The 13,083-nt window shown below is 32.7% G+C and carries 16 protein-coding genes; 13 read left to right on the forward strand and 3 right to left on the reverse strand.

The window, feature by feature from the left end:
* From infA to J8L88_RS11670, 13 genes are all read left to right on the forward strand, one after another.
* Complete coding sequence (infA, locus tag J8L88_RS11610) at positions 1 to 216, forward strand: translation initiation factor IF-1 (protein WP_010181908.1); 216 nt, start codon at positions 1 to 3, stop codon at positions 214 to 216.
* 117 nt (positions 217 to 333) lie between these two features.
* Positions 334 to 450 carry a type B 50S ribosomal protein L36 gene (ykgO, locus tag J8L88_RS11615; protein ID WP_013621733.1) on the forward strand — a complete coding sequence of 39 codons (117 nt, stop codon included), beginning with the start codon at positions 334 to 336 and terminating at the stop codon, positions 448 to 450.
* Positions 451 to 452: 2 nt separating this feature from the next.
* Positions 453 to 827: a 30S ribosomal protein S13 gene (rpsM, locus tag J8L88_RS11620; RefSeq protein ID WP_027392533.1), complete on the forward strand. Its 375-nt coding sequence runs from the start codon at positions 453 to 455 to the stop codon at positions 825 to 827.
* Between the two features lie 8 nt (positions 828 to 835).
* Positions 836 to 1,219, forward strand: coding sequence for a 30S ribosomal protein S11 (gene rpsK, locus J8L88_RS11625; protein ID WP_027392532.1), 384 nt, complete (start codon positions 836 to 838; stop codon positions 1,217 to 1,219).
* A gap of 136 nt (positions 1,220 to 1,355) precedes the next feature.
* Entirely contained in the window at positions 1,356 to 1,961 is a 606-nt protein-coding gene (gene rpsD / locus J8L88_RS11630) for a 30S ribosomal protein S4 (protein ID WP_211060801.1), read from the forward strand.
* A 23-nt stretch (positions 1,962 to 1,984) separates the two neighbouring features.
* A complete protein-coding gene (locus J8L88_RS11635) occupies positions 1,985 to 2,977 on the forward strand; it encodes a DNA-directed RNA polymerase subunit alpha (RefSeq protein WP_027392530.1) in 993 nt (330 codons plus the stop codon).
* 63 nt (positions 2,978 to 3,040) lie between these two features.
* Positions 3,041 to 3,508, forward strand: a complete 468-nt coding sequence (rplQ, locus tag J8L88_RS11640; RefSeq protein ID WP_027392529.1) for a 50S ribosomal protein L17 — start codon at positions 3,041 to 3,043, stop codon at positions 3,506 to 3,508.
* A 125-nt stretch (positions 3,509 to 3,633) separates the two neighbouring features.
* Positions 3,634 to 4,749, forward strand: coding sequence for a glutamine-hydrolyzing carbamoyl-phosphate synthase small subunit (carA, locus tag J8L88_RS11645; protein ID WP_118387116.1), 1,116 nt, complete (start codon positions 3,634 to 3,636; stop codon positions 4,747 to 4,749).
* A 184-nt stretch (positions 4,750 to 4,933) separates the two neighbouring features.
* Positions 4,934 to 6,226: a phosphopyruvate hydratase gene (gene eno / locus J8L88_RS11650; RefSeq protein ID WP_027392527.1), complete on the forward strand. Its 1,293-nt coding sequence runs from the start codon at positions 4,934 to 4,936 to the stop codon at positions 6,224 to 6,226.
* A gap of 280 nt (positions 6,227 to 6,506) precedes the next feature.
* Positions 6,507 to 7,793, forward strand: coding sequence for a citrate synthase (locus tag J8L88_RS11655; protein WP_108802990.1), 1,287 nt, complete (start codon positions 6,507 to 6,509; stop codon positions 7,791 to 7,793).
* 218 nt (positions 7,794 to 8,011) lie between these two features.
* Positions 8,012 to 8,926, forward strand: a complete 915-nt coding sequence (locus J8L88_RS11660) for a dimethylarginine dimethylaminohydrolase family protein (protein WP_035084912.1) — start codon at positions 8,012 to 8,014, stop codon at positions 8,924 to 8,926.
* Between the two features lie 3 nt (positions 8,927 to 8,929).
* Entirely contained in the window at positions 8,930 to 9,862 is a 933-nt protein-coding gene (gene ctlX, locus J8L88_RS11665; RefSeq protein WP_211060802.1) for a citrulline utilization hydrolase CtlX, read from the forward strand.
* A gap of 103 nt (positions 9,863 to 9,965) precedes the next feature.
* A complete protein-coding gene (locus tag J8L88_RS11670; RefSeq protein WP_118387110.1) occupies positions 9,966 to 10,376 on the forward strand; it encodes an Rrf2 family transcriptional regulator in 411 nt (136 codons plus the stop codon).
* Between the two features lie 4 nt (positions 10,377 to 10,380).
* On the opposite strand, the gene J8L88_RS11675 is transcribed toward J8L88_RS11670, so the two are convergent.
* From J8L88_RS11675 to J8L88_RS11685, 3 genes are all read right to left on the reverse strand, one after another.
* Positions 10,381 to 11,010, reverse strand: coding sequence for a chromophore lyase CpcT/CpeT (locus tag J8L88_RS11675; protein ID WP_211060803.1), 630 nt, complete (start codon positions 11,008 to 11,010; stop codon positions 10,381 to 10,383).
* A 53-nt stretch (positions 11,011 to 11,063) separates the two neighbouring features.
* Positions 11,064 to 12,518 carry an SDR family oxidoreductase gene (locus J8L88_RS11680; RefSeq protein ID WP_211060804.1) on the reverse strand — a complete coding sequence of 485 codons (1,455 nt, stop codon included), beginning with the start codon at positions 12,516 to 12,518 and terminating at the stop codon, positions 11,064 to 11,066.
* A gap of 95 nt (positions 12,519 to 12,613) precedes the next feature.
* On the reverse strand, positions 12,614 to 13,045 hold the full coding sequence (locus J8L88_RS11685) for a hypothetical protein (protein ID WP_211060805.1): 432 nt from the start codon (positions 13,043 to 13,045) through the stop codon (positions 12,614 to 12,616).
* Between the last annotated feature and the right edge of the window lie 38 nt (positions 13,046 to 13,083).

Consider the following 13,083-nt stretch of genomic DNA (forward strand, 5'->3'; position numbering starts at 1 on the left):
ATGGCAAAACAACCAGCAATAGAACAAGACGGGAGTATAATCGAAGCTTTATCAAATGCAATGTTTCGAGTAGAATTAGAGAATGGTCACGTAGTGACAGCTCATATTTCGGGTAAAATGCGTATGCATTATATTAAATTATTACCAGGAGATAAGGTGAAGTTAGAAATGAGTCCTTATGATTTATCTAAGGCTCGTATAACATACAGATACTAATAATTTTAAGAATATTAGTTAATTAAGATTTTTTACGTACTTTTGCGGGCTGAAAATCTTGTTAACGAGACCTTCTGAAATGCTTACTAAGTATTTTCAGGATTTAAACACAAAGAGATGAAAGTTAGAGCATCAATAAAAAAGAGAAGTGCCGAGTGCAAGATTGTGCGTAGAAAAGGCCGACTTTACGTAATTAATAAAAAGAATCCTAGATTTAAACAAAGACAAGGGTAATTATGGCAAGAATTGCAGGGGTAGATATACCTAAACAAAAGCGAGGAGTTATAGCATTAACCTATATCTTCGGAATTGGTAGAAGTAGAGCTAAAGAAATTTTAGACGTTGCCAAAGTAGATGAAAGTATTAAAGTTTCTGATTGGGATGATGACCAGATTGGTCGTATTCGTGAAGCTGTAGGAGCCTATACCATAGAAGGAGAATTACGTTCTGAAGTACAGTTAAATATCAAACGTCTTATGGATATAGGATGTTACAGAGGTATTCGTCACAGAGCAGGTTTACCACTTAGAGGTCAACGTACTAAGAATAATTCTAGAACGCGTAAAGGAAGAAGAAAAACAGTTGCTAACAAGAAAAAAGCAACTAAATAATAAGTAGTATGGCAAAGTCAACTTCAAAAAAACGTAAAGTAATTGTTGAGTCAGTAGGAGAAGCACACGTAACAGCATCTTTTAACAACATTATTGTTTCGTTAACAAATAAAAAAGGAGACGTAATTTCTTGGTCTTCAGCTGGAAAAATGGGATTCAGAGGTTCTAAAAAGAACACACCTTATGCTGCACAATTAGCTGCGGAAGATGCTGCTAAGGTTGCTATCGAAGCTGGACTGAAGAAAGTAAAGGTATACGTTAAAGGTCCGGGGAATGGGAGAGAATCTGCAATACGTTCTATTCATAACTCAGGAATTGAAGTTTCAGAAATTATTGATGTAACTCCAATGCCTCATAACGGTTGTCGTCCTCCAAAAAGACGTAGAGTATAAGTAAATGCATCCCGAATATTTTCGGGATCTTTTATGTTTTATATTATAATTAAAGTAAGTCAAATGAGGAACAAAGGATTATCGAAGGAAAGTGACCTTAATTCATATCCTCCTCAACAATTAAATTAATAAGAAAATGGCAAGATATACTGGTCCAAAAACAAAGATCGCTCGTAAATTTGGAGAAGCGATATTCGGTGACGATAAGTCATTCGACAAGAGAAATTATCCTCCTGGTCAACACGGAAATAACAGACGAAGAGGAAAGAAAAGTGAATATGCAATCCAGTTAATGGAGAAGCAAAAAGCTAAATATACATATGGAGTATTAGAACGTCAGTTCAGAAATATGTTTGAAAAAGCGACAAGATCTACAGGTATTACAGGTGAAGTTTTACTTCAATTATGTGAATCTCGTTTAGATAACGTTGCTTTTAGAATGGGACTTTCAAATTCTCGTAGAGGAGCTAGACAATTAGTTTCTCACAGACATATAACTGTAAATGGGGAATTAGTAAATATTCCTTCTTACCAATTGAAGCCTGGTGATGTTGTTGGGGTAAGAGAAAAATCAAAATCATTAGAAGTTATCCAAAACTCTCTTGCTAACAATAGTAAAGTGTACGAGTGGATTACTTTTAATAATGATAAAAAAGAAGGTACTTTCGTATCGGTTCCGGCAAGAATTCAAATTCCGGAAAACATTAACGAACAATTCATCGTCGAATTATATTCGAAGTAATAACTCTTAGAAGAAACAATAATATGGCAATATTAAATTTTCAGAAGCCCGATAAAGTTATCATGATCGACTCTAGTGAGTTTGATGGTAAATTTGAATTTAGACCATTAGAACCTGGGTACGGATTGACAGTTGGTAACGCTTTACGAAGAGTTTTGCTATCTTCTTTAGAGGGATTCGCTATAACTTCTTTAAGAATTGAAGGGGTAGATCACGAATTTTCTACTATTTCTGGAGTTGTAGAAGATGTAACAGAGATTATTCTTAATCTTAAACAGGTACGTTTTAAACGTCAGATTGAAGATATCGATAATGAATCGGTTACAATTTCAATTTCTGGTCAAGAGCAATTAACTGCTGGAGACTTCCAAAAATTTATTTCAGGTTTTCAGGTTCTTAACCCGGATTTGGTTATCTGTAATATGGATAAAAAAGTAGCTCTTAACCTAGAGATTACTATAGAAAAAGGAAGAGGATACGTTCCTGCAGAAGAAAATAAGAAAGCCAATGCTCCGATAGGTACAATCTTCACAGATTCTATATATACACCTATCAAAAATGTTAAGTATAGTATTGAGAATTATCGTGTAGAACAAAAAACAGATTACGAAAAATTAGTTTTTGAAATTGTTACTGATGGTTCAATTCATCCTAAAGATGCATTAACTGAAGCTGCTAAGATTCTTATACACCACTTTATGTTATTCTCTGATGAGCGTATAACATTAGAGGCTGATGAGATAGCACAAACAGAAACATATGATGAGGAATCATTACATATGAGACAATTGTTGAAAACTAAATTGATCGATATGGATCTCTCTGTAAGAGCACTTAATTGTTTAAAGGCTGCAGAAGTAGATACTTTGGGAGATTTGGTATCATACAACAAAAACGATTTAATGAAGTTCCGTAACTTCGGTAAGAAATCTTTAACTGAGCTAGAAGAGCTAGTAAATGTTAAAGGACTTAATTTTGGTATGGATCTTTCTAAATACAAATTAGATAAAGACTAACACATCATATTTTGCTCTCTACACGAGGTAGATTGAGCAAGATGGTGTTTAAATTTTAACGTCATGAGACACGGAAAAAAAGTAAACCACTTAGGTAGAAAAACTGCACATCGTAAAGCTATGCTTGCTAATATGGCTTGTTCTCTTATAGAGCATAAGAGAATAAACACTACTGTGGCAAAGGCTAAAGCGCTTAAGCAGTTTGTAGAGCCATTAGTAACTAAGTCGAAAGAAGACACAACGCATAATAGACGTCTTGTTTTTAGTAAGCTTCGTAACAAGTATGCAGTTGCAGAATTGTTTAGAGATGTTGCTGCAAAAGTTGGTGACAGACCTGGGGGGTATACAAGAATAATCAAATTAGGAAATCGTCTTGGAGATAATGCTGATATGGCGATGATAGAGTTAGTTGATTATAATGAGTTATATAACGCTGGTAAACCTGCTAAAAAGAAATCTACTCGTCGAGGTAGAACTAAGAAAGCGGAAACTGCACCAGTAGTAGAAACTCCTAGTTCTGAAGAAGAATAAATGAAAAATGTGATATACACATAGTTATAAAGGATAAACGTTCATCGTTTATCCTTTTTTTTTGAATTTTTATAAAAAAAGTCTAAGTCCTTGAAAGGGAATTTTAATATTAAAAAAGATAAAGGATGAAATATCAATCTCGAAAGAAAGCAATTGTTTTATTAGCAGACGGCACGATTTTTTATGGCAAAGCTGTAGGAAAAGAAGGAACAGCATTTGGTGAAGTATGTTTTAATACTGGAATGACAGGATATCAAGAGATTTTTACAGACCCATCTTATTTTGGACAATTGATGGTTGCTACTAATGCACATATTGGTAATTATGGAACTAATATTGAAGAGGTGGAATCTGATTCGATAAAAATAGCAGGTTTAATTGTGAAGAATTTTAGTTATGAGTTTTCACGTGATCGAGCCGATAGCTCTTTACAGGATTTTCTTGAAAAAAATAATTTACTTGCTATATCCGATGTTGATACTAGAGCACTAGTTAGTTATATTAGAGATAATGGAGCAATGAATGCATTAATTTCTACAGAAATTGATAATATTGATGCATTGAAAAAGCAATTAGCAGCTGTTCCGGATATGAATGGATTAGAGTTAGCTTCTAAAGTTTCTACTAAAGAACCGTATTTTTTTGGTAATCCAGATGCAACTTATAAAATCTCTGCTTTAGATATTGGAGTGAAAAAGAATATACTACGTAATCTTGCAGAAAGAGATGCTTATATAAAAGTATTTCCTTATGATGCTACATTTGATGAAATGAGTGAATGGCAACCTAATGGTTATTTCTTGTCAAATGGCCCTGGTGATCCTGAACCATTATCTCAGGCTATAGAGACTGCAAAAGAAATTATTTCAAAAGATTTACCACTATTTGGAATTTGCTTGGGGCATCAAGTAATTGCATTGGCAAATGGCATCAGTACTTATAAGATGCATCATGGTCATAGAGGTATAAATCATCCTGTTAAAAACTTAATTACGGGTAAGGGAGAGATAACGTCACAGAATCACGGTTTTGCTATTAATAGAGAAGAAGCAGAAAGCAACCCAGATGTAGAAATAACCCATGTACATCTTAATGATAATACTGTGGCTGGTATGAGAATGAAAAGTAAAAATTGTTTTTCAGTTCAATATCATCCAGAAGCTAGTCCCGGTCCAAATGATTCAGTTTATCTATTTGATCAATTTATAAATAATATAAAAAATACAAAGGTAGAAGCTTAGAATTTGAAGTTTATTGTAAATATTCTGTACTCCGAATAATAGGTTGATCTATAACGTTATAGTTGATAACTTGTCGTGTTTACTAGGGTTTAAGCAATAAATTAAGAGATTTTCTGAGGTATTTAAATTTACCGGTTTTGTATATTGCGAAGAATTAAAATTATCCAACAAAAACAAATCAAAAATGAGTGTAATTATAAATATTCACGCCAGACAAATTTTAGATTCACGTGGTAACCCAACAGTAGAAGTTGACGTGATTACCGAAAATGGTGTTTTAGGTAGAGCTGCTGTTCCTTCAGGAGCTTCAACAGGAGAACACGAAGCAGTGGAGCTAAGAGATGGTGGTAGTGACTATATGGGTAAAGGGGTTAAAAAAGCGGTTGAAAATGTAAATACTATAATCGCAGAAGAATTATTAGGATATTCTGTGTTTGATCAAAATTTATTGGATCAAACTATGATAGAAATAGATGGAACTCCTAATAAATCTAAATTAGGTGCTAATGCAATATTAGGTGTTTCATTGGCAGCAGCAAAAGCTGCGGCAAATGAATTAAACATGCCATTGTATAGATACGTTGGAGGAGTTAGTGCTAATACACTGCCGGTGCCAATGATGAATATCATTAATGGAGGATCGCATAGTGATGCCCCAATTGCTTTTCAAGAGTTTATGGTAATGCCAGTGAAGGCAAAAGACTTTACTCATGCTATGCAAATGGGTACAGAGATTTTTCATAATTTAAAGAAAGTACTTCACGATAGAGGATTAAGTACCGCAGTTGGAGATGAAGGTGGTTTTGCACCGACATTAGATGGAACAGAAGATGCATTAGATTCTATAGCTTTAGCAGTAGAGAAAGCGGGATATAAGTTTGGAGATGAAGTTATGGTAGCTTTAGATTGTGCAGCTGCTGAGTTTTTTGTAGACGGTAAATACGATTACACAAAATTCGAAGGAAAGACTGGTGTAATAAGAACAAGTGAAGAACAAGCAGATTATCTAGCTGAGTTAGCTTCTAAATACCCTATTATATCTATTGAAGATGGAATGGATGAAAATGATTGGGATGGTTGGAAATACTTGACTGATAAGGTTGGGGATAAGGTACAGTTGGTAGGTGATGATTTATTTGTTACCAATGTAGAAAGATTATCTAGAGGAATTGAAAATGGTATTGCTAATTCAATTTTGATTAAGGTGAATCAAATAGGAACATTAACCGAAACTATTGCAGCTGTGAATATGGCTCATAATGCAGGTTACACTTCTGTGATGTCTCATCGTTCTGGTGAAACTGAAGATAATACAATTGCTGATTTAGCAGTGGCGTTAAATACTGGTCAAATAAAGACAGGTTCAGCTTCTCGTAGTGATAGAATGGCTAAGTACAACCAACTACTTCGTATAGAAGAAGAATTGGGTGTTGTTGCTTATTATCCGAAAGAAAAAGCATTTAAGATTAAAAAGTAAATTAAAGCGTAATAATAGAAACTTTTGGTTTACTAAACTTTTTATTAATGAAAGAACCCTAGATATTACATAATAAGATTATGTTAGTATCTGGTTTGTTCATTTTTTCAAAAAAAACACACGTTTTTAAAAGAGGATTCATAACGAATCCTCTTTTTTTAGCTATAACCATAAAGTGATGTTTCTATTGTAAAATAGATGGTGTGATTAATAATATATTAACACTATATTTTGTAATTTAGCATCCCTTATTATAACAGCAAAATTCTAAATAATCACAATGTCAAAAAAAGCTACTTTAGAAATAGACGGTAACAAATATGAGTTCCCCATAATAGAAGGAACTGAAAACGAATTAGGAATTGATATCAAGACTCTCAGAGGTGCCACAGGTGGTATAACAACTATTGATCCTGGATTTAAAAATACAGGAAGTTGTGAGAGTGGAATCACTTTTCTAGATGGAGAAAAAGGAATTCTAAGATACCGAGGATATTCTATAGAAGAATTAGCAGAAAAAGCTGATTTTTTAGAAGTGGCTTATTTGTTAATTTTTGGTGAGCTACCAACTGCTGAGCAGTTAGATAAGTTTGATAAAGATATTAAAGAGGAGTCTCATGTAGATGAGGATATGAAGAGAATTCTTGATGGATTCCCTAAAAGTGCTCATCCTATGGGAGTACTTTCATCTTTAACTAGTGCATTGATAGCTTTTAATCCAGGTTCTGTAGACGTAGATTCTGAAGAAGCTATGTATAATGCTATTGTAAAAATAATGGCTAAGTTTCCTGTCCTTGCGGCTTGGACTATGAGAAAGCGTAAAAGTCTTCCTTTAGATTATGGAGATAGTTCGTTAGGCTATGTGGAGAATTTACATAAAATGATGTTCTCTAGGCCAAACAAAACTTATGAAGCAAATAAAATTGTAAATGATGCATTGGATAAGCTTCTAATATTACACGCTGATCATGAGCAAAACTGTTCTACATCTACGGTGCGTATTGTAGGTTCTTCACACGCAGGTCTATTCGCATCGTTATCAGCTGGAATTTCCGCTCTTTGGGGACCATTACATGGAGGTGCAAATCAAGCAGTTATTGAAATGCTTGAAGCTATCAGAGAAGATGGAGGAGATACTGCAAAATATATTGCTAAAGCTAAAGATAAAGAAGATTCGTTCCGTTTAATGGGATTTGGACATAGAGTATATAAAAACTTTGATCCAAGAGCCAAGATCATAAAAGTATCTGCAGAAGAAGTTTTAGGAGATTTAGGAATAGAGGACCCAGTTCTTGATATTGCCAAAGGTCTTGCTAAAGTTGCGTTAGAAGATGAGTATTTCGTAAAGAGAAAGTTATACCCTAATGTAGATTTTTATTCAGGGATTATATACAGAGCTTTAGGTATTCCTACTGAGATGTTTACGGTAATGTTTGCATTAGGAAGATTACCTGGTTGGATAGCACAATGGAGAGAAATGCGCCTTCGCAAAGAACCAATAGGAAGACCTAGACAAATATATACCGGTGAGACTTATAGAGCTTTTAAATCTGTTTCTGAGAGATAAGAAAACCAACAATATAGAAAAGGGATGTAGCACTAGTGTTACATCCCTTTTTTTATGGAATCAATAATTTATTGTTTCCTTAAGGATTGAATTTTAGGATTTGATAAAAAGTTTGTATTTTTTTTAAATAAAATTAGCATCTACATAATACCTCTTCCTATATTTGTTCATATATAAAAGTTAGTTATTAATAATAGTTTTACTTTAAAATCAGGCCATTGAAATTAAATATTAAAAATGAAACTTCTAGACTTAGAGCAGTTGTTTTAGGAACAGCCATTAGTAATGGTCCGATACCTAAAATTGAGGAGGCGTACGATCCAAAGTCAATACAACATATAAAAGCCGGTACCTACCCAAAAGAAGTAGATATGGTTGCTGAAATGGAAGAAGTCGCTAGGGTATTTGAAAAGTATGATGTAAAAGTATATAGACCTGAGATAATAGAAAATTATAATCAAATTTTTGCAAGGGATATCGCATTAGTTATAGATGATACTTTTATAAAATCTAATATACTACCGGATAGAGAAAAAGAAATAAAAGCAATTCAATACGTAATAGATCAGGTGGAACCTGGAAAAGTTCATAAAGCTCCATCAGAGGATATCCATTTTGAAGGAGGTGATATTATTATTCATAATGATCATATTTTTATTGGAACCTATAAAGGGAATGATTATAGCGATTGTATTGTGGCTAGAACTAATATGAAAGGAGTAGCATATATTAAGTCTCTTTTTCCTAATAAAATTGTAAAAGAATTTGATCTTCAAAAATCAATGGAAGATCCTAGAGATAATGCTTTGCATTTAGATTGTTGTTTTCAACCTGTTGGAAAAAATAAAGCTATAATTCATAAAGAAGGATTTAGGAATGTAGAGGATTATAAGTATTTAGTTGACTTTTTTGGTAATGAAAACTTATTTCATATTGATAGAGATGAGATGTATTACATGAACTCTAACGTGTTTTCAATATCAGAAGACGTGATAATTTCTGAAAAAGGATTTACTAGATTGAATGACTGGTTGCGTAATTTAAATATAACGGTAGAAGAAGTTCCATATGCGGAAATAGCAAAGCAAGAAGGACTTTTACGTTGTTCTACAATGCCACTGATAAGAGATTAGATAATGAAACAGATAACAAATACTATAGTGATGATTCGTCCAGTTAAGTTTAGGATGAATGAACAAACAGCTGTAAATAACTATTACCAGAACAGTTCAAGTAGTAGTACAGAAGATGTGCATATAAAAGCACAAAATGAATTCGACGGTTTTGTTGAGAAATTGAAATCTATCGGAGTAAATGTAGTGGTTATTGATGATAAGGAAGAAAATGATACTCCAGATTCTATATTTCCAAATAATTGGGTTTCCTTTCATGAAAATGGTGATATTGGATTATATCCTATGTTCGCTGTTAATAGAAGGAGAGAGCGCAGACCAGAAATTTTAGATATTATAGAAGATACTGGTTTTGAAATAAAAAACATTGTTGATTACACATCAGCAGAGGAAGATAATGTTTTTCTTGAAGGTACCGGTAGTCTTGTACTTGATCGAGTAAATAAAAAGGCTTATTGTGCATTGTCTCCTAGGGCAGATGAAGAACTACTTATTGAATTTTGTGAGGATTTTGAATACACTCCAGTTATTTTTACAGCATATCAAACAGTAAAAGGTGAACGATTAGCAATTTATCATACAAATGTTATGATGGGGATTGGAGAAACTTTTGCAGTAGTATGTGTAGATTGTATAGATGATAAAAAAGAACGAAAGAATCTTTTGAATCACCTAAAAAATGATGGTAAAGAAATTATATCAATTACAGAAGCTCAAGTAAATAATTTTGCTGGGAATATGTTACAAGTCATTGGAGCAAATGACAAGAGATATTTGGTAATGTCTTCAGCTGCATATAATAGTTTAAGTAAAGACCAGGTATTGAAAATAAAAAAACACTGTGAGATTGTTCATAGTGATCTGGGAACAATAGAAGAACTTGGAGGTGGAAGTGCCCGATGTATGATGGCAGAAGTTTTTCTTCCAAGAAAATAGATAGTTTGTCGATAACTTTTCTGAGTCTGAAAATAGTTAAAAGATATCATTGAAATACCAAGTTATATCTTTTAACTATTTTTGATTATATTCAATTTAAAAAATGCTTTCGAAGAAAACAAAATACGGATTAAAAGCCCTAACATATATAGCAAGAAAAAAGTGTGAACACCCCGTTTTAATATCAGAGATTGCTAAAAGCGAAAATATTTCTCAAAAATTCCTGGAAAGTATATTACTTACACTACGTAAAAATGGTTTTTTAGGCTCCAAAAAAGGAAAAGGAGGGGGTTACTATTTAATTAAAGAACCTAGCGAGATTTCAATGGCTGCGGTGATTAGAGTGTTAGAAGGGCCTATAGCTATGTTACCATGTGTAAGTCTTAATTTTTATGAAAAATGCGATGACTGCCCGGATGAAGATGCCTGTACAGTGCATGAATTGATGATTGAAGTTAGAGATAATACGTTAAAAGTTCTAGAGAATAAGACCTTAGGAGATTTTATGGATTAGGTTTTTACTCTTCTTCTATAATCCTAAGGAACACATAAGGACCTTGAATTTTTCCCCATACCTGTTTTCCTTGATTGTTGTACCCTCTGTCCCAAGAAGAAATTTTATTTCTACTAATTACTATATTACTGGTTGTGTAGGATATTGTTTTGCTAAAACTACTAGAACATGTTCCTTTTTCGGTTTTTCCTTGATAAATAGTGGAAGTCTTTTTTTTAAAATAAACATCGCACCCTTCTCTAATTTTCAAACTGTCTTTTGTTAAACTATCAAAAACAGATACATTTTTCCATGAATTAACATATTTTTTTTGATTCGGAATAACATAGCTGGTTGTACTTATTGTAACACTATCCACTCTTTTAATATGTACTATTCTTTGATTATATACAGAGGTGTTATTTTTATGATCAAATAGTTCCTGATAAAACCAATACCCAGATCTGTTTTCCCAGATTGGATAATTATAAAGATTAACCGCAGAATAACCGGATTCTTGTTTAGATTGTTTTTTAGAAGAAAAATTCCCCGATATTATTTTCACAAAATCATCTAGCTCTTGGTCTTTGCTTTTTTTTGTATTACAACCAAGAGTTACTATTATTAGAAAAAGAATCAGAAAGGGTTTCTGCATTTATTTTTTAGTAAAAATACTAATATTAGATCAAATAAACGCTATTTATCGTGTTATTTTGCTTTTTGTCCGATTTTTTTGATCTTGTTTGAACTAATGTTACGTATCATTCCTCCAAATATGAAGTAGTGAAAAGGTACCATCAGATACCAATATAATCGTCCCCAAATGCCTCTTGGTCTAAACGTAGCAGTTTGATGAAGTATGTTGTTTTTGTCGATATCAAATTCAAGCCAGGCTTCACCGGGAACCTTCATTTCTGCAAAAAGTAGTAAACGCTTTTCATTCTTATCAGCCACTAAAACTCTCCAAAAATCTAAAGCATCTCCAGAGTTGATTTTATCGGGATTAGTCCTTCCTCTTCGTAATCCTACTCCGCCAAAGAACTTATCAATATATCCTCTTATTTTCCACATCCAATCTCCATAATACCAGCCAGTCTCACCACCGATAGCCCATATTCTTTCGATTACTCTATTAGGGTTATCTATATTGATTTTTTTATAATCTCTAAGACATCCCTTTTTTGGAACTTTTACATATTTCTGAATATCTTTATCAAAACGACCACTAACCATAGAATCTTTCCAGCTTGATACCACTTGGTTTTGTTCTATTTTAATAAAAGCTAATTCTAAAGCTTTGGTATATGTCATAGGTTCAATACCTAATATCTTTTGTAATCGATTATCGTTGGCAATTACTGGAATACTCATACTATCAACTAAATTTAGCGCAAGTTTATATGATGTAGAAGTAACAAAATATAACCAATATGAGGAAAGTTTGGGAGTCATTACAGGAAGCGTTAAAATAAGTAGCCTGATTCCACGTACTTTAGAATATAACAAAAGCATTTGTTTATAAGTAATAACATTAGGCCCGCTGATATCAAATGATTGATTATAACATTCAGTATTTCCTAATACTCCAGTCATAAAACTTAAAACATCTCTTATGGCAATGGGATGTGTTTTGGTATTTACCCATTTTGGTGTTAACATAATAGGTAATTTCTCACATAGATCTCGGATTATCTCAAAAGAAGAACTACCAGACCCAACAATAATTCCTGAGCGTAAAACAGTAAGATTAAAATTTCCTTTATATAAGGTTTCTTCAACATTTTTTCTAGACCATAAATGTTTAGATAGATTTTTTTCGTTTACAATACCGCTTAGATATATTACTTGTTTTATGTTAGTTTGCGCTACATAGATATTGAAATTTTGAGCAGAAATTTCTTCTTTTTTGTCAAAATCTGAAGTAGAAGAACTCATAGAATGAATCAGGTAGTATGCTACATCAATATCACGAGGTAGTTTAGAAGTATTTGGGTCTTCTAAAAAGTCTATTTCTACAATAGATACTTTTTTTATCATTTCATGATCTATAGAAAGCCTGTCTCGATCTCTTACGCAGCAAATGATATCGTGACCAGCGTCTAGTAATAATGGGAGCAACCTCATGCCAATATAACCATTAGCACCTGTAAGTAATATTCGCATCTTTTTAGGTATAAGATACGAAGAAATACATTGTGATTTTGTCAAAAAAGTAGATTGCTAAAGTTTTTATTACTTAAAATTAGTGTCAACTCGATTTATATGTCTTCGATGTTCGTAGGACTATTGTCTGCTTTATAATTAAGTATTTTTTTAATGTACTGATGGATAGCAGTATCCGTGTTTTTTACTTTTATTTTAATATGATAATTGTCTTTATAAATGCAGTATTCTTCTGCTTTTCCTTTATAGATCGTTAACTTATACAAAGGGATAACTAAAAGATATGTTTCTAAACGTACACTAAAACCAACCAAAATACCTTTTGGTCTCAATTCTATATTACAAGTATGTATTCTGTTATTCAGCATTAATAGGTTATTAATTTCTACACTGGACCCTACAATATGAAGTTTTGGAGAACCAATCCCTCCTAATTTTATTCGTTCTATTAAGGTAAATGGTTTTCCAACTTGTTCTATAAGTTTCTTTTTAAGTTCGAGGTCTCTGTAAGTATTATTAACAAGCATCTTTTTCTTTTATCACAAGATACGAATTGATGTCAATA

Origin of the sequence: Aquimarina sp. MMG015 (assembly GCF_018100855.1) — a bacterium.
Classification (GTDB): domain Bacteria; phylum Bacteroidota; class Bacteroidia; order Flavobacteriales; family Flavobacteriaceae; genus Aquimarina; species Aquimarina latercula.